Source organism: Streptomyces sp. NPDC057253 (assembly GCF_042669125.1).
Lineage (GTDB): Bacteria > Actinomycetota > Actinomycetes > Streptomycetales > Streptomycetaceae > Streptomyces.
Map to the genome: position 1 here is coordinate 1 of NZ_JBHUXV010000040.1, position 25,815 is coordinate 25,815.

Annotated in this window: 19 protein-coding genes; 12 read left to right on the top strand and 7 right to left on the bottom strand. The window is 70.8% G+C overall.

Translation table 11 applies throughout. From position 1 onward, the window contains the following. Window positions 1–13: 13 nt before the first annotated feature. A complete protein-coding gene (locus ACFULQ_RS22305; RefSeq protein ID WP_383546515.1) occupies window positions 14–211 on the bottom strand; it encodes a hypothetical protein in 198 nt (65 codons plus the stop codon). 379 nt (window positions 212–590) lie between these two features. On the opposite strand from ACFULQ_RS22305, the gene ACFULQ_RS22310 reads away from it, so the two are divergent. Then, window positions 591–1,616 (top strand): LacI family DNA-binding transcriptional regulator, encoded by a 1,026-nt coding sequence (locus ACFULQ_RS22310; RefSeq protein ID WP_383546517.1) that lies wholly within the window; start codon window positions 591–593, stop codon window positions 1,614–1,616. Here the strand turns inward: ACFULQ_RS22310 and ACFULQ_RS22315 are convergent. Continuing rightward, window positions 1,593–5,543, bottom strand: coding sequence for a glycosyl hydrolase (locus tag ACFULQ_RS22315; RefSeq protein WP_383546519.1), 3,951 nt, complete (start codon window positions 5,541–5,543; stop codon window positions 1,593–1,595). The two genes, ACFULQ_RS22310 and ACFULQ_RS22315, sit on opposite strands and share 24 nt — an antisense overlap. A gap of 240 nt (window positions 5,544–5,783) precedes the next feature. Between ACFULQ_RS22315 and ACFULQ_RS22320 the strand changes: the two genes are divergently transcribed. Then, entirely contained in the window at window positions 5,784–7,082 is a 1,299-nt protein-coding gene (locus ACFULQ_RS22320) for an MFS transporter (protein ID WP_383546521.1), read from the top strand. 25 nt (window positions 7,083–7,107) lie between these two features. Further along, on the top strand, window positions 7,108–8,580 hold the full coding sequence (locus ACFULQ_RS22325; protein ID WP_383546523.1) for an arabinose isomerase: 1,473 nt from the start codon (window positions 7,108–7,110) through the stop codon (window positions 8,578–8,580). Between the two features lie 20 nt (window positions 8,581–8,600). Here ACFULQ_RS22325 and ACFULQ_RS22330 read toward each other — a convergent pair whose 3' ends face one another. Beyond that, entirely contained in the window at window positions 8,601–9,356 is a 756-nt protein-coding gene (locus ACFULQ_RS22330) for a FadR/GntR family transcriptional regulator (protein WP_383546525.1), read from the bottom strand. 243 nt (window positions 9,357–9,599) lie between these two features. Between ACFULQ_RS22330 and ACFULQ_RS22335 the strand changes: the two genes are divergently transcribed. Genes ACFULQ_RS22335 through ACFULQ_RS22360 form a run of 6 tightly spaced genes read left to right on the top strand, consistent with a single transcriptional unit; the run spans window position 9,600 to window position 16,255 of the window. Next, window positions 9,600–10,496 (top strand): proline iminopeptidase-family hydrolase, encoded by an 897-nt coding sequence (locus ACFULQ_RS22335; protein WP_383546526.1) that lies wholly within the window; start codon window positions 9,600–9,602, stop codon window positions 10,494–10,496. A gap of 17 nt (window positions 10,497–10,513) precedes the next feature. Further along, window positions 10,514–12,232 carry an ABC transporter substrate-binding protein gene (locus ACFULQ_RS22340; RefSeq protein WP_383546528.1) on the top strand — a complete coding sequence of 573 codons (1,719 nt, stop codon included), beginning with the start codon at window positions 10,514–10,516 and terminating at the stop codon, window positions 12,230–12,232. Further along, complete coding sequence (locus tag ACFULQ_RS22345) at window positions 12,220–13,245, top strand: ABC transporter permease (RefSeq protein WP_383546529.1); 1,026 nt, start codon at window positions 12,220–12,222, stop codon at window positions 13,243–13,245. The genes ACFULQ_RS22340 and ACFULQ_RS22345 overlap by 13 nt, the downstream gene beginning before the upstream one ends. 7 nt (window positions 13,246–13,252) lie before the next feature. Beyond that, entirely contained in the window at window positions 13,253–14,221 is a 969-nt protein-coding gene (locus ACFULQ_RS22350) for an ABC transporter permease (protein WP_383546530.1), read from the top strand. Continuing rightward, window positions 14,214–15,242, top strand: a complete 1,029-nt coding sequence (locus ACFULQ_RS22355; protein ID WP_383546532.1) for an ABC transporter ATP-binding protein — start codon at window positions 14,214–14,216, stop codon at window positions 15,240–15,242. Before ACFULQ_RS22350 ends, ACFULQ_RS22355 begins: the two co-directional genes overlap by 8 nt. Beyond that, entirely contained in the window at window positions 15,239–16,255 is a 1,017-nt protein-coding gene (locus ACFULQ_RS22360; protein WP_383546534.1) for an ABC transporter ATP-binding protein, read from the top strand. The genes ACFULQ_RS22355 and ACFULQ_RS22360 overlap by 4 nt, the downstream gene beginning before the upstream one ends. A 57-nt stretch (window positions 16,256–16,312) precedes the next feature. Here ACFULQ_RS22360 and ACFULQ_RS22365 read toward each other — a convergent pair whose 3' ends face one another. The 3 genes from ACFULQ_RS22365 to ACFULQ_RS22375 all read right to left on the bottom strand — a co-directional run bounded on the left by ACFULQ_RS22365 (window position 16,313) and on the right by ACFULQ_RS22375 (window position 19,098). Further along, window positions 16,313–16,783 (bottom strand): carboxymuconolactone decarboxylase family protein, encoded by a 471-nt coding sequence (locus tag ACFULQ_RS22365; RefSeq protein ID WP_383546535.1) that lies wholly within the window; start codon window positions 16,781–16,783, stop codon window positions 16,313–16,315. Window positions 16,784–16,873: 90 nt separating this feature from the next. Beyond that, window positions 16,874–17,479 (bottom strand): restriction endonuclease, encoded by a 606-nt coding sequence (locus ACFULQ_RS22370; protein WP_383546610.1) that lies wholly within the window; start codon window positions 17,477–17,479, stop codon window positions 16,874–16,876. Between the two features lie 539 nt (window positions 17,480–18,018). Continuing rightward, window positions 18,019–19,098, bottom strand: a complete 1,080-nt coding sequence (locus tag ACFULQ_RS22375; RefSeq protein WP_383546536.1) for a glycoside hydrolase family 5 protein — start codon at window positions 19,096–19,098, stop codon at window positions 18,019–18,021. Window positions 19,099–19,246: 148 nt separating this feature from the next. On the opposite strand from ACFULQ_RS22375, the gene ACFULQ_RS22380 reads away from it, so the two are divergent. From ACFULQ_RS22380 to ACFULQ_RS22390, 3 genes are all read left to right on the top strand, one after another. After that, entirely contained in the window at window positions 19,247–20,293 is a 1,047-nt protein-coding gene (locus tag ACFULQ_RS22380; RefSeq protein ID WP_383546538.1) for a LacI family DNA-binding transcriptional regulator, read from the top strand. Between the two features lie 78 nt (window positions 20,294–20,371). Beyond that, window positions 20,372–20,902 (top strand): AAA family ATPase, encoded by a 531-nt coding sequence (locus tag ACFULQ_RS22385; RefSeq protein ID WP_383546540.1) that lies wholly within the window; start codon window positions 20,372–20,374, stop codon window positions 20,900–20,902. A gap of 33 nt (window positions 20,903–20,935) precedes the next feature. Beyond that, on the top strand, window positions 20,936–22,186 hold the full coding sequence (locus ACFULQ_RS22390; protein ID WP_383546541.1) for an MFS transporter: 1,251 nt from the start codon (window positions 20,936–20,938) through the stop codon (window positions 22,184–22,186). 12 nt (window positions 22,187–22,198) lie between these two features. Here the strand turns inward: ACFULQ_RS22390 and icmF are convergent, their stop codons facing one another. Continuing rightward, entirely contained in the window at window positions 22,199–25,429 is a 3,231-nt protein-coding gene (gene icmF, locus ACFULQ_RS22395; RefSeq protein ID WP_383546543.1) for a fused isobutyryl-CoA mutase/GTPase IcmF, read from the bottom strand. Window positions 25,430–25,815: the final 386 nt, after the last annotated feature.

Below are 25,815 nucleotides of genomic sequence, written 5' to 3' on the forward strand. Positions count from 1 at the left end.
GTGCTGTGCCGGTTCAGCCGAGGACGATGTCGGCGTTCGCGTGCGCGGCGACACCCTGGGCCGAGGCGAACGCGCCGAGGTCGGCGCAGACGGCGAGCGGGCCGGCCTCGATGTGGAGACCGGAGGCGGCCGCTACGGCCACGCCACCGGAGATGGTGTCGAGGTCCGCGTCGTGGATCTCGGTGGTTTCGAAACGGGGGGCGGAGTTCATGTCGCGCGTTTCCTTTCGCGGAAGCAATGCCAACGACGGCTCCCGGATCGAAGCATGCCCAGGGCATCACGGCCAGTTGCTCCCGGCCGGTGGGAGCGGTGGGCTTCACCGGCGTCGCAACCCGCTCACGGAACACGTCATTTCCTTCACAGACTTCGCCGTCGCACCGACACGCAAAAGGCGTGCGACGGCACAACCGGAGCCACGGTCAGGGCCGGTTCCGATCCGGCGGCGAACGGTGTGCAGGTTCACCGGATTTTCCATGACCACCAGGTCGCAGCCCCCTTCGCAGTCCCCGCCCCTCCCCATGCGAAAAACGTTTCACGTTCCGCGAGGGTAGACTTGCCCCGCCTGGTCGAACGGCCGCAACAGCGAGGGGGTGGACGCCATTTCGCTTCGCCCCGCCCGTATCCAGGACGTCGCCGCAGCCGCCGGAGTCTCGGTGTCGACGGTGTCCAACGTCCTGAACCGGCCGGAGCGGGTCAATGCCCGCACCGCCGAGCGGGTCCGTGCCGCGGTCGCCGCGCTCGACTACGTCCCGCACCCGGGAGCCGCCGGTCTGCGCACCGGCCACTCCTCGTCGATCGGTCTCGTGCTGCCGGACGTGGCCAACTCCTTCTACTCACGCATCGCGCGCGGCGCCGCGGACGCGGCGTACGAGCACGGCTATTCCCTCGTGCTCTGCGACAGCGGGGACGACGCGGAGCGGGAGCAGGGCTACTTCACCATGCTGGTCGAACAGCGCGCCGTGGGCGCGGTGGTGGTCCCGCTGAGTGCCGATCCGACCCGGCTGTCGCGGCTGCGGGAGCGAGGGATCCCGCTGGTCCTCGCGGACCGCGCGATGCCCGCGCAGGAGGGCTGCTCGGTCTCGGTGGACGACATCGCGGGCGGCCGCATGGCCGTGCAGCACCTGCTGGACCGCGGGGCGCGCGAGATCCTCGTCGTCAACGGCGAGCGCACGATCCGCCAGTGCGCCGACCGCTACCAGGGCGCCCGCCAGGCCGTGCGCACCCGGCGCGAGGCCCGCCTCGGCCAGGTCGTCGCCGAGGAGATGACGGTGGCGTACGGCACCGCCATAGCCCGGGGTCTCGACGACCTGCCCGACGCTGTCTTCTGCACCAACGACTTCCTGGCGGCGGGACTGTGCCGCGCGCTCGGCGAGCGCGGTGTGAAGGTCCCGGAGGACGTGCAGGTGGTCGGTTACGGCGACTTGGACATCGCGAGCTTCGTGGGCACGACCCTCACGACGGTCCGCCAGCCCGTCGAGGAGCTCGGCAGGGCGGCCGTGGAGATGCTCCTCGACGAGGTGGAGGCCCGCGCGGAACACGCCCACGAGGCACGGGTGTTCGCGCCGGGACTGGTCCTGCGGGACTCCACCCGCTCAGCCTCGGACGGGCCTTTCTAGCGTCACCGGCCCCAGCAGACCGGACGGCAGCTGCGAGGGGAACGCCCAGGCGGTCGGGGTGGCCTCGGCGAGATAGGGCGCCAGGGTGTTGTGGACGGTCACGTCGAGCCGCACGGTACGCCCGGCGCTGCCGCGCAGCTCGAAGCGGTACGGCGCGCAGAACGCCTCGCCGACGAGGTCGCCGTCGACGGACACCGCCACGCTGCCGCGCACCCGGCCCAGATCCAGCACCGGGTCCTCCCCGGCCGGCACCTTGAGCGTCCGCGTGTAGGTCACGCCTCCGCTCCAGCCGCCCAGCCCCGACTCGCCCCACTCGCCCAGCGGCAGGGGTGCCGGAACCGTGCGCACCCGCACCGGCGCGCGCCAGGCCGAGCCGCCGCGATGGACGGCCGAGGGAGCGGTGACCACCTCGAACTCGGTTGCTCTGTCAAGGGGTTGATGCAACGTCAACTCGCCCCCGTCGAGCTGGATTTCATCGCCACCGTCGATCCGCACCCGGGCGGGCAGCTCCAGCGGCAGATCCAGGGAGACTGTCCCGGCCGGCACGGTGAACCGGAAGCGCTGCTCGGCCTCCCGGACGTCGTCGGTGGATCGCAGCGGCAGCACGGCGGAGCCGAGCACCGGGGCTCCGGCCAGCCACGCGGCCTCGGGCAGCGGGTGCGGCCGTACCGCCGCGCCGCAGTGCTGCAACTCCCCCCAGCGGCCCTCGTGTTCGACGGTGGGCCCGCTCCACTCCCCCGTCCGGGCTTCCCAGCCGGGGCCGCTGACCAGGGCGGCGGTGTCCGCCACCAGGTCGACGAAGACCGCGTCCCGGGCATCCACGCTGTCGGCCACGACGTCGAGGACGTGATCGCCGCCGCTCAGCTTCAGTTCGTGCCGGAAGAACATCGGCACCGCGCCCCAGTCGGACTCGTAGTACTCCACCTTCTCCTGCCGGGCCACCATGGCTCCGTCGAGCAGGACGGTCACACCCACCGCGGCACCCACGACGAGGACCGCCGTCGAGCCCGGGGCCGGGGCGCTGATCCGGCCGCGGTAGGTCACGCGGCCGTCCGGTCGTACGCCCTCCGGGACCCGCATGAACAGCGGGCGCGGGGCGAACCCGTCCGGACGGGACAGGCAGAAGTAGCTGCCCAACGGGGTGCCGGCGGCACCGGAGATGGTCTGCGGACGGTCCTGCGCGTCGGACAGTTCGTACTCCAGCACATTGCGCGCCCGCTCGATCTCCACCCGGGCGGAGGCCAGATAGCCGCCCCCGGTCTCGGCCTTGACGCCGTTCCACCACACGCGTTTGGCCGCGGCCGCGCCGATGTGCAGGTCGGCGGGCCCGCGGTGGTCGGTCTCCACGACGGCCCTGACCCGGGCGACCGAGCCGGGCCCCGGCACCGGGACGCGGACGAACTCCTCGGGCACCAGGCCCTTGTTGCCCAAGAGCCCGTTCGGGTCCGGGATGCCGCGGCTCGACGAGTACAGCGAGACCTCCCAGTCCGCCGACGCCAACTCCCGCTCCCCGGACAGCACTTGAGCGACCGCGACCGCGTCGAGGGGCGCCGGCGCCTGTCCCGACGGCACGGGCGGGAGAACGCGGACGCGATTGCCGTAGGTCACACGTGCCTGCTCCCAGGGGCCGTCGCCCTCGCTCCACCGCATGGTCCAGATCTGCGGTTCGGCGACGGACGAGCCGGCGGGCAGTGCCAGGTCGCCCCAGGTGTTGTCCATCGTGGGAACGAGCCGGCCCTCCCAGCCGCTCGACAGGTCGACGGTCTCCGACGCCTGCCGTGCGGGCGCGGGTGTGCCGTCCTGCGGCGGTCCCTCGCGCCATACGACGAGGACGGCGGGGGCGCCGTGCAGGGGCACCTCGATGGTGGAGACGCCGTCGGCGACCGTGACACGCCCCGGGTGACGGCTGCCGGTCGCCGGGTTCCAGATCTCGGCCTCGGCGACCGGGCCCCGCACGGTGACGGTGGAGGTGCGGGCGTAGCGGGCGGGGTCGATCTCGTGAACGCCCCTCGGCGGATGCGCACGGGCGTCGGGGAAGGCCCCCGTCACCAGCGCGACCGCCGTGTCGCCGTTCCTTCTGACGAGCAGCGGCACCTCCCCCGTGGCGTATCCGGCGGCTTCGGCGACCGCGGCCGCACCGGACTCGGCGTCGGGCACCCGCTCCAAGCGTGGATGGTCCAGCAGCGCGGTCACGAGGGAGTCGTCACCGGACAGTCCCGAAGCGTGCGTCGGCGGTCGGCCGACGACCACCACCCGGCCGCCGGCGTCGAGGAGTTCGGCGAGGCGGCGGGCCGTCTCGTGCTCCAGGACGCTCGCCGAGGGCAGGAGGACGGCCGTGTAGGCCAGGTCCCGCACGCGCAGGGCGCCATCGCCCACCTTGGCGCCCTGGACCGAGGTGTCGTCGATGACGTCGAAGGAGACGCGCCGGGCGTCGAGGGTGCCGACGGCGGGTTCGAGCCAGTTGTTGGTGCCGCACAGCTCCAGGTAGTGGCGCTGGGTCTCGTCGGCGTCGGTGTGGGGCCCGCCGAGACGGCCGTCGCCGAAGTGCTGGACGGGGGCGTCGAGGGGGATGAGGGACTGCATGGTGGCGGTGGGGTGCAGGACCGCCACGTCGGCGCTGTAGGTGCCCCAGGACAGGATCGAGCAGATCCGGGCGACGGCCCGGGAGAAGGCGGGGTACTGCCGCCAGTAGGGCTGGCGCCAGTCGGTGGACGGGGGCGCCCACTCGAACCACCCGCCCGCGGTGCCGAAGTAACTGGCGTGCGGGTTGTACAGGTTGGCACCGCTGCGCAGGAACGGCAGCAGCCAGTCGTAGGTCTCCTCCAGGGTGCCGCCCCAGCCGGAGGAGTGGAACGACTCGATCCACACGCGCTCGTGGCCGTAGAGGTGGGCCATGGAGGAGTGCACCTTGGCGTCGCCGTGGTGGTCGCTGCCGGCGGCGCTGTACCAGCGGTGGGTGCGGAAGTAGTCGGTGTAGAGCTGGGTCGACTGGGCCGGGAAGCCGGAGCGGGCCGGGTGGCTCTGGTCGCAGCCCAGCAGCAGGCCACGCTCCTCGTGCCAGGCGGCGAGCGGGCGGAACAGGGCTTCCTCGGTGAGTTCGGCGCAGACCGCGTAGTAGTCGGCGCGGATCTTGCGGGCCCTCAAGGTGTCGCCCGTGAAGAGGTCCGGGAGGTGGTCGAGGAGGTCGTAGCCGCGCCGGGTGCGGAACTCCTCGGGGAAGCGGGCGGTCCAGGAGTTGGTGGCGGGCAGTTCGTCCTGGAAGCTGCCGGCGATGACGTTGCCGAGGTACTCGGGGACGCGGCGGTCGTACTCGTGGTGGATGGCGTCGAACAGGTGGCCGACCGACTGCGGGTTCAGGTAGTCGAAGGCGGTGGGGACGGCGAGGACCAGGCGTACTTCGGTGCCGTCGGGGGCCTCGATCCGCGGGGGCCCTGCGAGGCGGCCGGAGTCCGTACCGCCGACCGGCAGGCGGGCGCCCGAACGGTCGTACGCCCCAAGGAGGGTCTCCGCGCCCCGCAGCGCGACCGTGCCGCCGGAGACGACCGCCGTGCGTGAGCGCAGGGCCCGGCCCGCCGCCTCGGGGTGCCGCCGGGTGATGCTTCCCTGCACATTGGCGCCGGAGAAGCCGATCTGGTCGTAGAACCACAGGCGGGTGCCCAGGTCGCCGGCGATCTCGCAGGCGTCGGTGAAGCGGGCCCACCACTCCTCGCCGAACCACACCGGGTCGTCGGTGCGGGCACCGAAGGTCGGGCCCGCCGGGGCGAGGTTGATCACCACGAGGTTGTGGACGCCGCCCTCCGCGAACCGGCGCAGCTGCCAGGCGAGGCGGTCGCGGGTGACCTTGGCGCCGGACCACCACCACAGCGGGGTGGGGCCGAAGTCCCGGGGCGGGTTGTCGAACAGCTGTCGCAGAGCTGGAGAGATCACGGATAGGTCCTTCCGACTACGGCCCGGACACTCTCACGGATCAAAAACGTTTTACGTCAGCCTCACCGTAGGACAGTCCCGAGACGCCCACCAGAGCTGCGGGGCCGTCAGGTCGTTTCCACGGATGGCCGCATGACGTCTTGTTGGAACGTTTTTACCCTCCTATAGTCGCTGGACATCGGCCGAGAACAGTGACGTCCCCCTCCGCTCGGACCCACTCTCCCCAGACGGAGCCGCATCATGGCCCGAACCTCGCCTGCCCCGAACCAGCCGGAACCGCCCATCGAGAAGCGCCTGTGGAAGGTCGCAACCCTCTCCGGCATGGCGTCCTACCTCGACGCCGCGCTCATCGTCAGTATCGGCGTCAACCTGGCCATCTACCGCGACGCCTACGACATGGGCGTCTGGATGGCCGGTGCGATCAGCGCGATCGTCACCATCTGCATCGCGGTCGGCTCCCTGGTCGGCGGACGTCTCGCCGACGTCTTCGGCCGCCGCCGCCTCTACAACCTCGACATCCTCTGTTACGCCGTCGGAGCGATCATCATCACGCTCGCGCCCGACGACATCACCCTTCTGGTGGGTGTCCTGCTCGCCGGTCTCGCGGCCGGCGCCGACCTGCCGACCTCCCTGGCCGTGGTCTCGGACGCGGCCCCCGATCACGCCCGGGGACGGCTCATCGCGTTCACGCAGGTCATGTGGATGCTGGGCATCATCGTCGTGGTCTTCGCCGGCTTCGCCCTGTCGGACACCGGCATGCTCGGAGCCCGCCTCATCACCGCCCATCTGGCGGTCGCCGCACTGCTCACCTGGCATCTGCGCTCCCGGCTGGAACTGGCCACCGGACCCGACCCGGAGCAGGACCGGGTCCCGGTGGGAAAGCCGGCCGAGCAGCAGGGTGTGGCGCTGAAGAACGTCTGGACCCGTGCAGCGCTGGTGCCCATGCTCGCGACCTTCGCCTTCTACGTCACCTGGGGTCTGGGCGCCAACACCATGGGCCAGTTCACGACATATCTGCTGGTCACCGTCAGCGGTGCCTCGCAGAGCGTGGCGACCGGCATCAACCTCGCGTGTCTGCCGATCGGTCTGCTGCTGACCCTCGCCTTCGTCCGCATCGCCGACGGCCCGCGGCGCGACCGCATGTTCTACGTCGCCACGGTCGTACAGATCGCGGCCTTCGCGATCGGCACGCTCACCCTGGGCGCCATCGTCGGCTTCCTCGTCTTCTACGTGCTCTACCAGCTGTCCTATCCCTTCGCGGGCGAGGCCAACTACAAGGTGTGGTCGCAGCTGACGCTGCCCGCGGACACCCGGGGCACCACGCAGGGGATCACCTACGCCGTCTCCCGCGGCGTCTTCGCGGGCGTCGCCTTCGTCACGCCCGCGCTGCTCGACCGGAGCCCCAGCCTGTTGCTGTGGGTGATCACCGGCTGCATGGCGCTGTCGGCGGTCGCGGGCGTCTACATCGTGCGCGTCCTCGTTCCCCGCGCGTCCACCGGCGTCACCGCTCCGGCAGACGTCAAGGTCGCGCAGGCCTGAACCGAACCCCGAAGGAGCGCCGACCATGGCGACGACCGAATCCACCACCACCCGTGCCGGTGAACGGGAGGCCGCCCTGGCCGAGTTGCTCCCGCCCGTGACCCGTCGCCGCCCGCGGATCGGGCTGGTCTCCGGCGGACTCGGCACGTACTGGCCGCAGTTCCCGGGTCTGCTGCCCCAGTTGAAGGAGTCGGCGGCGTATGTCGCCGAGCGGCTGGGGCAGTTGGACGCGGAGGTGACGGACGCCGGGTTCGTCTCCGACGCGCAGGAGGGCGCGGCCGCCGCCGAGCGGCTGCGCCGGGCGGACTGCGATCTGATCGTGCTGTTCCTGACGACCTACCTGACCTCGTCGATGGTGCTGCCGATCGCCCAGCGCACCCACACCCCGGTACTGGTCGTCGACCTCCAGCCGTCCGAGCGGATGGACCACGCCTCCTTCGACACGGGCGCCTGGCTGGCGTACTGCTCGCAGTGCTCCGTGCCGGAGGTCGGCAATGTCTTCCGGCGGGCCGGAATCCCGTTCCGCTCGGTGTCGGGCTGGCTGCGGCAGGAGTCGGCATGGCGGCGCGTCGAGCGGTGGGTGCGTGCCGCGCACGTCCGGGCCGCACTGCGGCACGCCCGGCACGGGCTGATGGGGCATGTGTATCCCGGGATGCTCGATGTGCAGACCGATCCGACACTGCTGTCGGCGACGTTCGGCTCGCATGTCGAGGTGCTGGAGTTCGACGACCTGCGGCACCAGGTGGAGCGGGTGACCGAGGCCGAGACCCAGGAGCGGGTGGCGCTGGCGCGCAAGCTGTTCACCGTCGACGACAGCGTGGTCGACGAGGACTTCGCGTGGGGCGCGACGGTGTCGGTGGCCCTGGACCGGCTGGTGGAGGACTTCGGTCTGGACTCGCTCGCGTACTACCACCGGGGGCTCGACGGCGAGCTGCACGAGCGGCTCGGCGCAGGGATGATCCTGGGCGCCTCGCTGCTCACCGCGCGGGGGGTGCCCGCGGCGGGTGAGTTCGAACTGCGCACCAGCATCGCCCAGTTGGCCTCGCAGAGCGTGGGCGCGGGCGGTTCCTTCACGGAGATCCAGGCGCTGAACTTCGAGGACGGGGTGGTGGAGATGGGCCACGACGGGCCCGCCCACCTGGCGCTCAGCTCCCGGGATCCGCTGCTGCGGGGTCTCGGCGTCTATCACGGCAAGCGGGGCTGGGGCGTCAGCGTGGAGTTCGACGTCCGGCCCGGGCCGGTCACGCTGCTCGGTCTCGGGCAGGACGCGGACGGCAGCCTGTCCTTCATCACGTCCGAGGGCACGGTCGTCCCCGGGCCTGTGCTGGAGATCGGCAACACGACCAGCCGGGTGGACTTCGGCCGGGACCCCGGGGAGTGGGTCGACGCGTGGAGCGCCACCGGGGTCGGGCATCACTGGTCGCTGGCGGTGGGCCGGCACGGCGCCGACTTCGGGGCCGCGGCGAGTCTGCTGGGGATCGACCACCGGGAGGTCTGAGCGGGGCGGTCCGGGCGCGGTCAGGGGGCCTGTGCCGCCCGCACCCGTGCCAGGACGTCCCGGATCATCTCCGCGCTGATCACGAAGTGTTCCCTCGCGATCTCCTCGGCGCGCTCCGGCTCACCCGCCGCCACGGCCTCGTAGAGCGCGGTGTGCCCGTGACCGGCCCGCTCGTGGTGGGACCGCTCGCCCCTGCCCCAGGGCTCGACCGGGAAGCCCAGGCTGATGCGGGTCAGCAGGTCCCGGCTGAGCTGGGCGATCTGCGGGTTGTGGGTGGCCGCGCAGATCGCCTGGTGGAACGCGCTGTCGGCGGCCTGCTCCTCGCGGGGTGTGCTCGCGGAGAGGTGCGCGGACAGGGCCTCGCGCATCGGCTCCAGGTCCTCGGGCCGGCGCCGCCGGGCGGCCGTCGCGGCGACCATGCCCTCCACAAGACCGCGCAGATCGAAGAGCTGCTCGAACTCCTCCCAGCGGGGCAGCAGCGTCCGGCGGACCGCTGCGCCGGACGACTCGGTCCAGCTGTCGCGGACGAACGCTCCGCCGTTGCGGCCCCGGCGGCTCTCCACGACCCCCAGCGCCTGGAGGCGAGCCACGGCCTCGCGCACGGTGGGACGACTGACGCCCAGCAGCCCGGTCAGATCGCGTTCGGCGGGCAGCCGCTCGCCGGGCAGGAAGTCCCCGACGGCGATGGCGGTGAGCAGCCGGTCGGTGACCTCGTCGACCGCCGAGGTCACCCTGACCGGGCGCAGCGAGGCCGTCGGACCGTCACCGAGGAGCACGCGGTCGAGGACACGCGAGAACTCGTCACCGGGTTCGGATGCGGATGTCAGTTGTCCTCCCGCAAGTCGTCGTTCCTGTAAACGAACACGGGCCGTGTGAACCCGCCGTTACGTCTTTCCCTGCCCCAGCTAAAAGGTCTTGTGGACTGACCTTTTACCGCCCCACTATCTCATCCATCCGTCACACCCAACTATTTTCAGACAGCGGTCGGCCTGTTCGCGACCGGTCTGGGAGGCTCCCCCGTGGCGATCCCCGAACCGAACCACACCGGAACCGTCGACTTCGGCGGCCATTCCACCTGGTACCGGATCACGGGCGAACCGGGCAGGACACCGCTGGTGGTCCTGCACGGCGGGCCCGGCGCCGGTCACCACTACACGCTCAGCATCGCGGGCATCTCCCGGCAGGGCCGGCCCGTGATCCACTACGACCAGCTCGGCACCGGGTTCTCCACCCATCTGCCCGACCAGGGCGCCGACTTCTGGACCGTCCAGCTCTTCCTCGACGAACTGGACAACCTTCTCAAGCAGTTGGGCATCGCCGACGGCTACCACATCCTCGGCCAGTCCTGGGGCGGCATGCTCGCCGCCGAGCACGCGGTACGGCGCCCCGCCGGGCTGCGCGGACTGGTCATCGCCAACTCCCCCGCGTCCATGGGGCTGTGGCTGGAGGCGGCGGCCGAACTGCGCGCCGCGCTCCCCGAGGAGGTCCAGCACACCCTGCACGCCCACGAGGCGGCCGGGACCACGGACCACCCCGACTACCGGGCGGCCGAACAGGTCTTCAACGAACGGCATGTGTGTCGCCTGACACCCAACCCGCCCGAGGTGCAGGCCACCTGGGACAACATCGCGGCCGATCCGACCGTGTACCACACGATGAACGGCCCCAACGAGTTCCATGTCGTCGGCACCCTCAAGGACTGGTCCGTCATCGACCGGCTGCACCTGATCGAGGTGCCGACCCTGCTGGTGTCCGGGCGCTTCGACGAGGCGACCCCCGAGACCGTCCGCCCCTTCGCCGACCACATCCCCGATGTGCGCTGGCACATGTTCGAGCACTCGAGCCACATGCCGCACGTCGAGGAGGAGGAGCTCTACCTCCGGATCGTCGGCGAGTTCCTCGACTCCACCGACTGACACGGGAGTTGTCCGCCATGTCCCGCACCACGAGACGGGGGGCGCTCGCCGCCGCCACCGTCGCCCTCACCCTCACCGCCGCCTGTTCGTCCTCCTCCGACTCGGGCTCCTCCTCCGCGCCGAGCTCGTCCGGCTCCGGTTCCTCCGCCTTCCAGGCCCAGCACAAGGGCGGCACGCTCAAGCTCGTCGCCCACGCGGCCGCGGGCAGCTTCGACCCCCAGGTCAACTACACGCTCCAGTACTGGCAGTTGTTCCAGTCGATGTACGACGGGCTGCTCGCCTTCAAGAAGGTCGGCGGCCAGGAGTCCTTCACCGTCGTGCCGGACCTGGCGACCGCCCTGCCGAAGGTGACCAACGGCGGCAAGACGTACACCTTCACGCTCCGCAAGGGCATCACCTTCTCCGACGGCAAGCCCCTGACCACGGACGACGTGGTCGCGTCCTTCCAGCGCATCTTCAAGGTCTCCAGCCCCACCGCGGGCACCTTCTACAACGGCATCGTCGGTGCCGACGCCTGTCTGAAGACGCCCGCCTCCTGCACCCTGCCCAAGGGCGTGATCGGCGACGCCAAGACGAACACGGTCACCATCAACCTGACCGCCCCGGACCCCGAGTTCGAGTACAAGCTCGCCGTCCCGCACGCCGTCGTCGTACCGAAGGACTCACCCACGAAGGACGCCGGGACCAAGCCGCTGCCGACGACCGGCCCGTACACGGCGGCCTCCTACGACCCCAACCGGGCGCTGAAGCTGGTGCGCAACCCGCACTTCAAGGAGTGGTCGCGCGAGGCCGAGCCGCAGGGCTACCCGGACGTCATCGACTACACCTTCGGGCAGACGGTCGAGTCGGAGGTGACCGCCGTCGAGAACGGCCAGGCGGACTGGATGTTCGACGCACCGCCCGCCGACCGGCTGAGCGAGATCGGCACCAAGTACGCCTCCCAGGCGCATGTGAACCCGCTGACCGCGTTCTGGTACGCGACGCTCAACGTCAACACGGCCCCGTTCGACAACAAGCTGGCGCGGCAGGCGATCAACTGGGCCGTCGACCGGTCCGCCGTGGTGCGGCTGTACGGCGGCACCAACCTCGCCTCCCCCGCCTGCACGATCCTGCCGCCGGGCTTCCCCGGGCACGTCGACTCCTGCGACTACACCAAGGGCGGCGGTACGACCTGGAAGGCCGCCGACCTCGCCAAGGCGAAGGCGCTGGTCAAGCAGTCCGGAACGGCCGGACAGGAGGTCGGGATCGTCGTGCAGGACGACGACGTCAACAAGTCGATCGGGCAGTACCTGCAGAGCCTGCTCACCCAGATCGGCTACAAGGCGACGCTCAAGCCGCTGTCGGGGAACATCCAGTTCACCTACATCCAGAACACCAAGAACAAGGTGCAACTGGCCCTGACGTCCTGGTACCAGGACTACCCGGCCGCCTCGGACTTCCTCAACGTGCTGCTGTCCTGCGCCAGTTACCACCCCGGCAGCGACTCCAGCATCAACATCTCCGGCTTCTGCGACAAGGGAGTCGACGCGAAAATGCAGGCGGCGATCAAGACCTCGCAGACCGACAAGGCGAGCGCGGACAAGCAGTGGGGGGCGATCGACCAGGAGATCATGGGCCAGTCGCCGGTCGTCCCGCTGATCAACCCGAAGCTGATCGACTTCACCTCGACCCGGGTCGGCAACTACCGGTTCAGCAAGCAGTTCTACATGCTGGTCGGGCAGCTGTGGGTGAAGTGACCCTCGCCCCGTCGGCAGGGGCCCGGCGCTCGCCGGGCCCCTGGCGGACCGCCGCCGGCGACCTGCTGCGCAACAGGTCCGCCCTGGCCTCGGCCGCGGTCCTGCTCCTCGTGGTGCTGGCAACGGTGTGCGCCCCGCTCTACGCGGACCACATCGCCCACACCGACCCCTTCCAGTCCCACGTCTCCGGCACCACCGTGGTCGACGGGAAGACCGTGCCGGTGCTCACCCCGAGCAGCACCGGCCTCGGCCTCGGCGTCACCCCGATCGGCCCGACGTGGGACCCCTCCCACTACTTCCTCGGCGCCGACAACCAGGGGCGGGACGTGATGGCGCGCCTGCTGTACGGCGGCCGTACCAGCCTGTTCATCGGATTCGCGGCCGCGCTGCTCAGCTGTGTCCTCGGTACGGCCGTGGGGGTCGTCGCCGGGTACGCGGGCGGGGTCGTGGACGCCCTCATCTCCCGGCTCCTGGACGTCATCTGGGCGTTCCCGGTGTACCTGCTGGCCATCTGCCTGTCGGTGGTGCTGCTCACCAACGGCCTGCGGCTCGGCCCGCTCACCGTCGACGCCGGGAGTCTGTGGCTGCCCGTCGCGATCATCGCGGCGATCTATGTCCCGTACATAGCGCGGCCGTTGCGCGGTCAGGTGCTGGTGCTGCGGAACAAGGAGTACATCCAGGCGGCCATCGGCTCGGGTGCGCCCACCTCGCGCATCCTGCGCCGGGAGGTGCTGCCGAACGTGGTGCCCACGGCACTCGTGTTCGTGCCCCTCATGACCGCGCTCGCCATGCTCACCGAGTCGGCGCTGTCCTTCCTGTCCGTCGGCGTCCAGCCGCCCGACGCCAGCTGGGGCACCATCATCGAGGACGGTCTGGGTCTGCTGTACACCCGGCCCGCGGTGACGATCGCGCCCGGTCTGCTGATCGCGCTGACCACGGCCGCCCTCAACGTCCTCGGCGACGGTGTGCGCGACGCGCTCGATCCGGGCGCCCGACTGCGCGGAGGGGTGTGACCGCCCCGTGCTGCGATTCGCCCTGAAACGCTTCGCCTCGGCCCTGCTGGTGATGTTCGCGATCAGTGTGCTGGTGTTCCTGATCTTCTTCGCCACCCCGGGGGTCGACCCGGCGGCCCGTATCGCCGGCCGCAACGCCGACCCGGCCACGCTCGCCCAGGTGCGGCACTCCTTCGGCCTGGACCGGCCGATGCCGGTCCGCTATCTGCTGATGATGCGTCATCTGCTGATCGACCGGGACCTGGAGTCCTTCGTCAACCGCGGCTCCCGGGTCATCCCCCAGATCCTCCAGGCCACTCCGGTGACGCTGTCGCTGGTCGTCGGGGCGGCCCTCATCTGGATGACGGCCGGCATCCTCATGGGCACGGCGGCGGCCACCCTGCGCGGCAGGGCGGCCGACCCGGTCATCATGCTCGTCGGCGTGGTCGGCGTCTCGCTCCCGGCCTACTGGCTCGGCGAGGTCGTCAACCTCCTCACCCAGAAGCAGCTGCACGACTCGCTGTTCTCCTGGGTGCCGCCGCCGGGATACGTCGGTCTCGGCCAGGATCCTGGCCAGTGGGCGCTGCACCTGCTCTTCCCCTGGCTGACCCTGGCCCTGCTGTACGCCGGGATCTACGCCCGGCTGCTGCGCGGGGAGGTCGTCACCGCGCTGAACGAGGACTACGTCCGCACGGCCCGCGCCAAGGGCCTGTCCGAGCGGCGGATCCTGGTCCGGCACGCCCTGCGCTGCTCGCTGATCCCGATCGTGTCGCTGTTCGGCCTGGACTTCGGGGCGCTGGTGGGCGGTGCGGCCCTGCTCACCGAGGTCGTCTTCGGCCTGCCCGGCATCGGCAAGCTCACCTTCGACGCCCTCCAGAACCTCGACCTGCCCGTGATCATGGGGACCGTGCTGTACGCCGCGTTCTTCGTGGTCCTCGCCAACGCCCTGGTGGACATCCTGTACGCACGACTCGATCCGAGGGCCCGTCATGCCTGAACCGCTCCTCGACGTACGCGACTTGAGCGTGCGCTTCCGCACCCGCCAGGGAGTCGTCACCGCTGTCGACGGGATCTCCTTCGCCGTCGCCCCCGGTGAAGTCCTGGGCGTGGTCGGCGAGTCGGGCTCCGGCAAGAGCGTGTCGATGCTGGCCGTGCTGCGGCTGCTCACCAGCGCGAACGTGACCGTGTCCGGCGAGGTCCGCTTCCGCGGACGGGACCTGCTCACCCTCGCCGACAAGGAGATGCGCGCGGTGCGCGGCCGGGAGATCGCGATGGTCTTCCAGGACCCGATGACCGCGCTGACCCCCGTGTACACCGTGGGCTGGCAGATCGCCGAGGCGATCCGGGCGCACGAGCAGGTCTCCCGCAAGGAGGCCCGGGCCCGGGCCGTCCAGTTGCTCTCGGACGTCGGCATCCCCGACGCGGCCACCCGGGCGCACGCCTATCCGCACGAGTTCTCCGGCGGGATGCGCCAGCGCGCGGTCATCGCGATGGCGCTGTCCTGCGGGCCTTCCCTGCTGATCGCCGACGAACCGACCACGGCGCTGGACGTGACCGTGCAGGCACAGATCCTCGATCTGATGCGGGAGCTGAACAGCCGGGGCTCCGCGATGGTGCTCATCACCCACGACATGGGCGTGGTGTCCCAGATCGCCGACCGGGTGCTCGTGATGTACGGCGGCCGGGCGGCCGAACAGGGGCCGCGGCAGGCGGTGTTCCACGGTCCCCGGCACCCGTACACCTGGGGCCTGCTCGACTCGGTGCCGCGGGTCGGCGGGGTCCGGCTGCGGCGGCTGCCGACCATCGCCGGCAGTCCGGTCTCCCCGGGCGCGGTCCCCGAGGGCTGCGCGTTCGCCCCGCGCTGCCGACTGCGGCACGAGCGATGCGCGGAGCGGCCGGCGCTGACCGCGGGCAGCGGTGATCCCACGCATCTGGACGCCTGCTGGCTGCCCGGCGAGGACCGCGCGGGACTCAGGTCCGCGGCCGACGAGGACGTGAACAGGGAAGTGGCATCGTGACGACACAGGAGAGCGTGACGGTCGGCGAGGCGGCACCTCCCGGTGAGGTCCTGCTGCGCGCCGCGGACGTCACCAAGCACTATCCCGTGCGCGGCAGACGCCAGGTGCTGCGTGCCGTGGACGGGGTCTCCCTGGAGGTGCGCGGCGGCGAGACCCTCGGCATCGTCGGCGAGTCCGGCTGCGGCAAGTCCACGCTGGGACGCTGTCTGGTGCGGCTCACCGAACTCACGGGCGGGCGGGTCGAGTTCGACGGACAGGACATCTCCACGCTGTCCAACCGACGGCTGCGGCCGGTGCGGCCGGGCATGCAGCTGGTCTTCCAGGACCCGCAGGCCTCGCTCAACCCCCGCCGCCGCGCCGGGGACATCGTGGCCGAACCGCTGCTGGTGCACCGGTACGGCGATGCGAAGGCGGTCCGCCGCAGGGTCGGGGAGCTCTTCGACGTCGTAGGACTGGCGGCGGCCCATCTGGACCGCTACCCGCACGAGTTCTCCGGTGGACAGCGCCAACGCATCGGCATCGCACGGGCGTTGGCGACCAACCCCAAGCTGGTCGTGGCCGACGAGCCGGTGTCCGCGCTCGACGTGTCGATCCAGGCACAGGTGCTGAACCTGTTCGCCGATCTCCAGGAGGAGTTCGGCCTCACCTATGTCTTCATCGCGCACGATCTCGGTGTGGTCCGTCATGTGTCGGACCGGATCGCGGTGATGTACCTGGGCGAGATCGTCGAACTCGCCGGGACGGACGCCCTGTACGCGGAGCCCGCCCACCCGTACACCCAGGCGCTGCTGTCGGCTGTCCCGGACATCGACGACGGGACGGCCGGGGGCGAGGCGCCGCGGGAGCGGATCGTGCTGACCGGTGAGGTGCCCAGTCCGGCGGACAAGCCGACGGGATGTCCGTTCCGTACGCGGTGTCCCTATGTCCAGGAGCTGTGTGCGGTGGAGCGTCCGCCGCTCACGATGACGGCTTCCGGCCGCCAGGTGGCCTGTCACTATCCGCTGGCCGGATGAGGAACCGGGGTCGGCCCGGGGTCTGCAGCCCCCGGGTGGCCGACCCGGCCGTCAGGTTCAGCCGAACTGGCCCACCACGTAGTCGCCGGCCGGCTGCTGGGTGAGGACGTTCAGCCGGTTGAAGGCGTTGATGACAGCGATCAGGGAGACCAGGGCGAGCAGTTGCTCCTCGTCGTAGTGCTTGGCGGCGTTCTCCCAGACCTCGTCCGGAACGCCGGTCCCGTCCGCGAGGCGGGTGCCCTGCTCGGCCAGCTCCAGTGCGGCGCGCTCGGCCTCGGTGAAGACCTTGGCCTCACGCCATGCGGCGACCATGTGCAGGCGCTGCGCGGTCTCGCCCGCGGCGGCGGCCTCCTTGGTGTGCATGTCGAGGCAGAACCCGCAGCCGTTGATCTGGCTGGCGCGGATCTTCACCAACTCCTGGGTGGTCAGCGGCAGTCCCGAGTCCGTGACCACCTTGCCCGCGGCGGCGAAGTGCTTCAGCAGCTTGCCGGCCAGGGGGCTGGTGAAGACGTTGAGTCGGGCTTCCATGGTGTGCTCCTTCTGCCGTTGTCGATGGCTACACACCTATGACTGAGGGGAGCGACGGTTTGTGACACAGGCGAATGTGACCTGCGTCTCCTAGTCGCCGTAGGCCTGCTTCCAGCGCCTGCGGTGGCGGGCGTCCCCCTGACCGCGGCCGTTCACCTCGCTCAGTGACAGCAGGGAGGCCCCGTTGTTCCACTGGCCGAGGTGGTCGCGGTGCACGGCGAGGATGTCGTGCTCCAGCGCGAACCTCTCGGAGGGGGCGGTGAAGCGGGAGGTCGTCACGAACACCGCCACGTCGGCGCCGAAGTGCAGTCGGGCGCCCAGCAGTTCGCGCAGTTCGCGGTTGGGGATCGCCCTGTTCGGCGCGTAGCGCTTGCACTGGACCACCATCGTGCGGCCGTCCGGCAACCGGCCGAGGACGTCGGCGCCGTTGTCACCGGCCCCGCCCACCCGCCGGACCTGCGTGCACCCGTCCCGCCTGCACAGATCCGCGACCAGTTCCTCGAACTCGGTGCCCGTCATCACGTCCACCTCGGCGAGGGTCCGCCGGCCCGCCCGCACCGCCTCCTCCTGGCGCCAGTCACGATCCTCGCTGCGCAGAAGCCGGTCCGTACGCCACAGTCGCAGACCGACGGCCACGAGGATACGGACCAGCAGGAAACCCACCACATACGGCCACACATGGGACCAGTACGCCATCACGACGACCAGTGCCGCCGCGCCGGCCACCTCACCCCACTTGACCCGCTGCACCCGCCGCCTGAGAGCAGCCACACCCCGTCGACGCCTGGCCACGCCGACCTCCCCTCCCCCGGTTCCCCTGCCGAGAAGTCTGGGCAGGTCGGGGCGGCGCGGCTAGGGGGCGACTCGGCCATGTCCGGATGCCGAGCAGGGATGGGGTGGACGCGGGCGGGCGTGGGGGGCGGGGGCTGACGCGGGTGCGCGCTTCGGTCGGAGGCAGACAGGCGCGAGGGCGGACGCAGGCGGTCGCAGGCAGGCGCGCTGTTGGCGCAGCGGAGGTGCGGGCAGCCGCGAGAAGGTGGGCGGTCACAGCCGCGGAGACACACGGCCGGACAGCAGCCGATTCGCGGCCACAGCAGCGGAGACACACAGCCGGACACCAGCCGGCCCGCCACGGTCGACGCCGTACGCGCCCGGCCGGCGCTCAAGGGCGACCGGGCCCGAACCCGGGGACCGGCCGCGACGCCCAAGCGCACCGCGGCCGGTCGACGCGCGGGTCAGCCCTGGACGGGCGTGCCGCGGCCCCAGCCCCAGGCGAGCCGGTCGGCGCCGGAGCGGTTGGTGGTCTCCAGCCACGGACGGTCCGCCGGGCCCACGAGCTGCTGTATCGAGTAGATGTCGTCGGTGCGCAGGCCGGGCCAGTACACCGAGCCCATCTTCAGCTCGCGGAAGGTGTCGGTGGCGGCCTGGATGAAGTTGACGTAGTTGTCGTCGGGGGTCTTCACGTTGTAGTTCAGGCCGGTCGTCATCGGCGCGCCGAACTCGTCGGCCACCGTCCGGCCGGCGCAGTCGCCGATGCGGGCCTTCACGTCGGCCACCCACTCGTCGTAGGTGGCGTACGACTTCCAGAAGCCGTAGTCGTGCAGCGACAGGTAGGTGCCCTTCAGGCGCGGGTCGGCGCACACCGTGGTGACGTGGTCGTTGTAGCCGGCGCCGCTGACGAAGACGCGGTTGCGGGGCACGGACCGGTAGGTGTCCAGCCACTTGGCGGCGATGTCGGCCCACTCGGCGTCGGTGTAGCCGTGCGGCTCGTTCATGGGCTCGAAGTAGACCCGGGAGTTGTTCTTGTAGGCCTTGACGACGGTGTTCCACATCGGCCAGTAGGTGGCCTCGTCGTCGATGAAGCCGTCCCTGCGGTCGCCCGTGCCCTCCCAGTAGGACACGATGACCTTGAAGCCCTGGGCCGTGGCCGCGTCGATGACGCCCCGGTAGGACTTCCAGTAGGAGCCGTTGACGGTGTACGGGTTGATCGGCAGCCGGACCGTGTTGGCGCCGAGGTTGGCGCGGAACGCCGCGATGACCCGGGTCGCCTTGGTGTAGGTCCGGGCGTAGGTGTCGGAGGTCGACAGGCCCGACAGCTGGAGCTCGTCGTCGGCGAAGTTGTCGCGCGGGTCCGCCCAGTTGACGCCCTTGAACTGGGAAGTGCCGGTGGTCGGGGCGGCGGCGGACGCGGGGGTGCCGGTGAGGCCGGCGCCGCCGATCGCGGCGATCGCGACGGCGACGAGCGAGGCACGCAGCCTCGGGGCGCGACGGGAACCGGTGGGGGTCTGACGGGAACTGGTGGGGGTCTTTCGCATCGACCGAACCCTTTCCGAGTGACAGCATGTTTACGTAAACATGACGGCGCCGGAATCGTGGCATCCGCTCCGGCGGCCGTCAAGGTTTCCCCCACGTAACATCCGGTGCGATACGCGACAGCTGTGTGCGCGTCTGAAGGAGGCAGCAGTGGTGGAGCGGGGAGGTTCCGGTGTCCCCGGAGGGCGGCGCAAGCAGCGGGTGTCGATGGCCGACGTCGCGAAGCTCGCGGGCGTCTCCTCGCAGACCGTCTCGCGGGTCTCCAACGGTCACCCCGGGGTGATCAGCTCGACGCGCGAGCAGGTCCTGGCGGCGATGCGTGAGTTGGGCTACCGACCCAACAGTGCCGCGCGGGCGCTGCGGTACGGCCAGTTCAACACCATCGGCGTGATCCTGTTCAGCCTGTCCTCGACGGGCAACAGCCGCACGGTGGAGGCGATCGCCACGCACGCGGCGGCGGAGGGGTACGCGATCACCCTGATCCCCATCGACGTCCCGACCCAGGACAACGTGCTGGGCGCGTTCACCCGCATGGGTGAGCTGGCCGTGGACGCGGTCATCGTCATCATGGAGGTCCATCTCCTCGACGCCGGGTCGGTGCAGCTGCCGCCCGGGGTGCATGTCGTCGTGGTGGACTCGGACGCCGGCGACCGCTACAGCGTGGTCGACACCGACCAGGCGGACGGCGCCAGGAAGGCCGTACGGCATCTCCTCGATCTGGGACATCGGACCGTGTGGCATGTGACGGGTCCGCAGGAGTCCTTCGCGGGGCAGCGGCGGGCGCAGGCCTGGCGGGCGGTGCTCGGGGAGGCCGGTCGGCCGGTGCCGCCCGCGCTGTACGGGGACTGGTCGGCCGAGTCCGGCTACGAGGCCGGGCTCGTGCTGCCCGAACCCCCGGACTGCACGGCCGTGTTCGCCGCCAACGACCAGATGGCGCTGGGGCTGCTGCGCGCCTTCCACGAGCGGGGGCTGTCCGTGCCGTACGACGTCAGTGTGGTGGGTTTCGACGACATCCCCGACGCGGGCTTCTTCGTGCCACCGCTGACCACCGTCCACCAGGACTTCGCCGAGGTGGGCCACCGCTGCGTCCAGAAGGTCCTCCAGCAGATCCGCGCGGGCAGCGGAGCCGAGCCCGGCACCGACCTCGTACCGACCAGCCTGGTGGTGAGGGGAAGCACGGCACCGCCGTCGGTCTGAGCGGGAGGCGGCTCATGCCAGTTGGGCATGGTGCAGGATCTGACGGGACGGTGATCGCAAGGGACCGGGGGCACTGCTGTGATCGTCTGGATCAACGGAGCGTTCGGCAGCGGGAAGACCACGCTCGTGGAGGAACTGCGGCCGCGCTGGCCGGAGTCACTGGTGTTCGACCCGGAGCTGGTCGGCTATGTGCTGCGGGAGATCGTGGACGTCCCGACCGGCGACTTCCAGGACCTCCGGCTGTGGCGGCGGCAGGTCGCGGAGCTGGCCGTGGGTCTGGTCGAGGAGTACCGGCGCCCGCTGCTCGTGCCGATGACGCTGGTGCACCCGGGGTATCTGGACGAGATCTTCGGCGCCTTGAAGGACTCGGACATCGCCGTCCACCACTTCTTCCTCAAGGTCGCGCCGGAGGTGCTGGAACGGCGGATCGACGGGCGGAGCTTCTTCCCCGACGACCCCAGCAGGGAGGAGCGGGTGCGCGCGTGGTGCAAAGCCCGCATCGAGGCGTGTACGGCCGCGGTCGACACCCTGCCCGGCGACACCGTGTTCCTGGACGGCGAGGCGAGCCCCCGGGAGTTGGCCGGTCAGGTGCTCGCACGCGTCGGTTGACCTTGCCCCAAGGGGAAGCCGCAGCCTCGGTCCATGGCGTATGGGAAACAGGTGCTGGTCGACGTGCGGCCGCTGCGGGTCGGCGAGTTCCGGCGGTTGTGGGTGGCCGGGATCGTGACCGGTCTGGGGGCTCAACTCACCGCGGTCGTGGTGCCGTTGCAGATCTACGGCTTCTCCGGGTCGTCGGCCTGGGTGGGGCTGGCCGCTCTGGTCGGGCTCGTTCCGATGGCCGCGGCGGCGCTGTGGGGAGGGGTGCTCGCGGACCTGCGGGACCGACGGCGGGTGCTGCTGGTGACCACCGTCGGCATCGGCGGGACGTCGTTGCTGCTGTGGGCGCAGGCGTGGGCGAATCTGCGGTCGGTCGGTGTGCTGCTCGCGGTCGTCGGCGTCCAACAGGCCCTGTTCGGCGCCCACTCCACGGTGAGCAGGGCCGTCACTCCCCGTCTGGTGCGGCCCGAGCTGCTTCCCGCCGCCAACGCGCTCCAGTCGACGGTCCTTCTGTCCGCCGGGATCGCCGGCCCCCTCCTGGCGAGCATGCTGCTGCCCGTCGTCGGGAGCGGGACGCTGTATCTGGCGGACGCCGTCGCCGTCTGCGCGACGGTGTGGGCCGTATGGCGGCTGCCCGACCTTCCTCCGCACCCCGGCCCGACTCGGTACGGCGACGGAGAACGGCGGCAGGGCGCAGGGCTGCGGCAGATCGCCGACGGCATACGGCTCGTGACACGTCGTCAGGTGTTGCTCGTGGTCTATCTCGCCGACTTCGCCGCACTGTCCCTCGGCCTGCCCACCGCCCTCTTTCCGCAGCTCGTCGCGGAGAGCTTCCGTCCTTCGGACATCGGGGTGCTGTACGCCGCCGTCTCGGCCGGTGGCGTGCTGGCGGGGCTGTTCTCCGGGGCCTTCACCCGGGTCGGCCGGCACGGTGTCGCGGTGGCGGTCTCGGTCGGCGTGTGGGGAGCCGCCGTCGCCGGGTTCGGGCTGGCCCGCTCGCTGGTCTCGGCCGTGGCGTGGCTGCTGCTCGCCGGCGGCGCGCTCCTCGCACTGGGGGTGTTCCGGAAGACCGTGCTCCAGACGGCCGTTCCGGACGGGATGCGCGGCCGGCTCCAGGGCATCGACACGGTGGTCGCCGTCGGCGGACCACGGGTGGGCGACCTCCTGCACGGCACGGTCGGCTCCGCCCTCGGCGTGACATGGACCGTCACGGGTGGCGGAGTCCTGACCGTCGTGGCAGCGGCTGTGCTGCTCCTGTGCTTCCCCCGGTTCCGCCGACATCACTTCAGCTGGTGACCGGGCCCGGCCTCAGACGTTACGGCGGTACTGGCCCCCCACCTCGAAGAAGGCCTCGGTGATCTGCTGGAGGGAGCAGACGCGGGTGGCGTCCATCAGCACCGCGAACACGTTGTCGCCGCGCACCGCCGCCTCCTTGAGGGCGTCCAGGGCGGCCCGGGCCTCCTCGTGGTGGCGGGCCTGGAAGTCCCGGACTCGCTCCAGCTGGGACTGCTTCTCCTCCTCGGTGGCGCGGGCGAGTTCGACGACACCGGGCTCGGCGGTGTCGGCGTGCGGGTTGCGGAAGGTGTTGACGCCGATCAGGGGCAGGGCGCCGTCGTGCTTGCGCTGCTCGTACAGCATCGACTCGTCCTGGATGCGGCCGCGCTGGTAGCCGGTCTCCATCGCGCCGAGCACCCCACCGCGTTCGCTGATGCGCTCGAACTCCTGGAGGACCTGTTCCTCGACCAGGTCGGTGAGTTCGTCGATGATGAACGACCCCTGGAGGGGGTTCTCGTTCATCGCCAGGCCCCACTCCCGGTTGATGATCAGCTGGATGGCCAGGGCCCGGCGCACCGACTCCTCGGTGGGGGTGGTCACCGCCTCGTCATAGGCGTTGGTGTGCAGGCTGTTGCAGTTGTCGTAGATGGCGATGAGCGCCTGGAGCGTGGTGCGGATGTCGTTGAAGTCCATCTCCTGGGCGTGCAGGGAGCGTCCGGAGGTCTGGACGTGGTATTTCAGCTTCTGGCTGCGCTCCCCCGCGCCGTACTTCTCCTTCATCGCCACGGCCCAGATACGGCGGGCGACCCGGCCGAGGACCGAGTACTCGGGGTCCATGCCGTTGGAGAAGAAGAACGACAGGTTCGGCGCGAAGTCGTCGACGTGCATACCGCGGGCGAGGTACGCCTCGACGTAGGTGAAGCCGTTGGCGAGGGTGAAGGCGAGCTGGCTGATGGGGTTCGCGCCGGCTTCGGCGATGTGGTAGCCGGAGATGGACACCGAGTAGAAGTTGCGGACCTGCTGCTGGATGAACCACTCCTGGATGTCGGCCATCATCCGCAGGCTGAACTCCGTGGAGAACAGACAGGTGTTCTGGCCCTGGTCCTCCTTGAGGATGTCGGCCTGCACGGTCCCGCGCACGTTCGCCAGCGCGTGCGCCCGCAGCCCGGCCGCCTCCTCGGGCGAGGGGTCTCGGCCCTCCTCGGCACGGAACCGCTCGATCTGCTGGTCGATCGCGGTGTTGAGGAAGAACGCCAGGACGGCCGGCGCCGGGCCGTTGATCGTCATGGAGACGGAGGTCGTGGGCGCCACGAGGTCGAAGCCGTCGTAGAGCGCCTTCATGTCCTCCAGGGTGGCCACCGAGACGCCGGAGGTGCCGACCTTGCCGTAGATGTCGGGGCGTTCGTCGGGGTCGCGGCCGTACAGCGTCACCGAGTCGAACGCGGTGGACAGACGGGTCGCCGGCTGGCCCTCCGACAGCAGCTTGAAGCGGCGGTTGGTGCGGAAGGGGTCGCCCTCGCCGGCGAACATCCGGGCCGGGTCCTCGCCGTCGCGCTTGAAGGGGAACACCCCTGCCGTGAAGGGGAATCGGCCGGGGAGGTTCTCGCCGCGCCAGAACCGGACCAGTTCGCCGTGGTCGGCGAAGCGGGGCAGGGCGACCCGGGGGATCTTGTTGCCCGAGAGGGACTCGCGGGTCAGCTTGGTGCGGATCTCCTTGTCGCGGACCTTCACGACCTGCTCGTCGCCGGAGTAGGAGGCGATCACCGCGGGCCAGTTCACGATCTGTTCCGTGATCTCGTACGGCAGCTGCCGACGCGCCTCGGTCAGCAGGGACCGTACGTCCTCGGGATCCAGGCCGGCGTCGGCGAGCTCGCTCTCGACGAGCTCCAGCCGCTGAACCCGCCTTGCCCGCTCGGCCAGTTGCAGGGTCTCGGCGTGGTATCCGCGGACGGCGTCGGTGATCTCGGCGAGGTAGCGCACCCGGTCCGCGGGGACCACCTGGCGGATGCCGGAGGAATGCCGTACGTCCACCGGGACCAGCGACCCCTCCGACAGCGGCAGGCCCTTCTCCACCAGCGTGTTCTTCAGGTGCTGGTAGAGCGCGGTGACGCCGTCGTCGTTGAAGGTGGCCGCGGAGGTGCCGTAGACCGGCATGTCCTCGGGCCGCTGCCCGAACGCCTCGCGGTTGCGCACGAGTTGGCGCCCCACGTCCCGCAGGGCGTCCTTGGCGCCGCGCCGCTCGAACTTGTTGATGGCCACCACGTCGGCGAAGTCGAGCATGTCGATCTTCTCCAGCTGCGAGGCGGCACCGAACTCCGGTGTCATCACGTACAGCGAGGCGTCCACGAACGGCACGATCGCGGCGTCGCCCTGGCCGATGCCCGGCGTCTCCACGATCACCAGGTCGAATCCGGCGGCCTTCACCACGTCGATGACGTCGGAGAGGTGCTCGGGCAGCTCGCGGCTGCCGCGGGTGGCCAGGCTGCGGAAGAACACCCGCTCACCGTCGAGGGAGTTCATCCGGATCCGGTCGCCGAGCAGCGCGCCGCCGCCCCGGCGTCGGGTCGGGTCCACGGCGATCACGGCGATGCGCAGGGCGTCCCGCTGGTCGACCCGGAACCGGCGCACCAGCTCGTCGGTCAGCGACGACTTGCCCGAGCCGCCGGTGCCGGTGATGCCGAGCACCGGCACGTGCCGCGAGCCGGCCGTGGCCCGCAGCTGTGCGAGGAACTCCTCGGGCAGCTTGCCGAGTTCGGCGCCGGTGAGGGCCCGGGCGACGGCGAACCGGTCGCCGGTCAGGACCGCGGTGATGTCGGCCGGCTTGCCGTCCCACAGGTCGAAGTCGCAGTCCCGTACGACCGTGTTGACCATCCCGGCGAGGCCCATCCGCTGGCCGTCCTCCGGGGAGAAGATCGTCACTCCGCTCTCGCGGAGCCTGGTGATCTCCTCGGGCACGATGACGCCGCCCCCGCCGCCCACCACCCGGATGTGCTCCGCGCCCTGCTTGCGCAGCGAGGCGACCAGGTACTCGAAGTACTCGACGTGTCCGCCCTGGTAGGACGAGACCGCCACGCCGTGCGCGTCCTCCTCCAGCGCCGCGTCCACGACCTCCCGCACGGACCGGTTGTGGCCGAGGTGGATGACTTCGGCACCCTGCGACTGGAAGATCCGCCGCATGATGTTGATCGAGGCGTCGTGCCCGTCGAACAGCGCCGAGGCGGTGACCAGGCGGACAGGGTGGACGGGGCGGTGCAGATCGCTCATGGCGAGGCCTTCCCAAGACACGACGAAGAGCGTGGGCTGAGAAAATAGTAGGACGTCCTAGTAAATTATCAGGGGTCGGGGTGCCGAAGAACACACGCCTCGCCGTGGGACCGGGATAAGTGTGCGACCGAGGATCGTCGGAGCGCGGGAGCCGGGGACACCTGGACGCCGACGACGGTCGAGCGCGTCGCGGCGGGGAAGGCCGCGCCGGAACGTGGCCCCACACCGCTCGACGCCACGCAGCCCAGCCATGCCCCCACGCCGCGCAGCCTCGCCTCGCCCCCAGGCCGCCGCCGCCTCTCCACGCCCGTCCCCGCGACGCTTCTCCGCGGCGAACTCCCGCGCCGTCCTGCTGGGGTGCGGCCGCGTCCCGGCACCGGTTCGCG

Excerpts from the sequence above, each read along its gene's own strand:
- ACFULQ_RS22305 (WP_383546515.1), bottom strand. The coding sequence starts at position 211 with ATGAACTCCGCCCCCCGTTTCGAAACCACCGAGATCCACGACGCGGAC.
- ACFULQ_RS22320 (WP_383546521.1), top strand. The coding sequence starts at position 5,784 with ATGGCCCGAACCTCGCCTGCCCCGAACCAGCCGGAACCGCCCATCGAG.
- ACFULQ_RS22325 (WP_383546523.1), top strand. The coding sequence starts at position 7,108 with ATGGCGACGACCGAATCCACCACCACCCGTGCCGGTGAACGGGAGGCC.
- ACFULQ_RS22340 (WP_383546528.1), top strand. The coding sequence starts at position 10,514 with ATGTCCCGCACCACGAGACGGGGGGCGCTCGCCGCCGCCACCGTCGCC.
- ACFULQ_RS22355 (WP_383546532.1), top strand. The coding sequence starts at position 14,214 with ATGCCTGAACCGCTCCTCGACGTACGCGACTTGAGCGTGCGCTTCCGC.
- ACFULQ_RS22365 (WP_383546535.1), bottom strand. The coding sequence starts at position 16,783 with ATGGAAGCCCGACTCAACGTCTTCACCAGCCCCCTGGCCGGCAAGCTG.
- ACFULQ_RS22370 (WP_383546610.1), bottom strand. The coding sequence starts at position 17,479 with ATGGCGTACTGGTCCCATGTGTGGCCGTATGTGGTGGGTTTCCTGCTG.
- ACFULQ_RS22375 (WP_383546536.1), bottom strand. The coding sequence starts at position 19,098 with ATGCGAAAGACCCCCACCAGTTCCCGTCAGACCCCCACCGGTTCCCGT.
- ACFULQ_RS22390 (WP_383546541.1), top strand. The coding sequence starts at position 20,936 with ATGGCGTATGGGAAACAGGTGCTGGTCGACGTGCGGCCGCTGCGGGTC.
- icmF (WP_383546543.1), bottom strand. The coding sequence starts at position 25,429 with ATGAGCGATCTGCACCGCCCCGTCCACCCTGTCCGCCTGGTCACCGCC.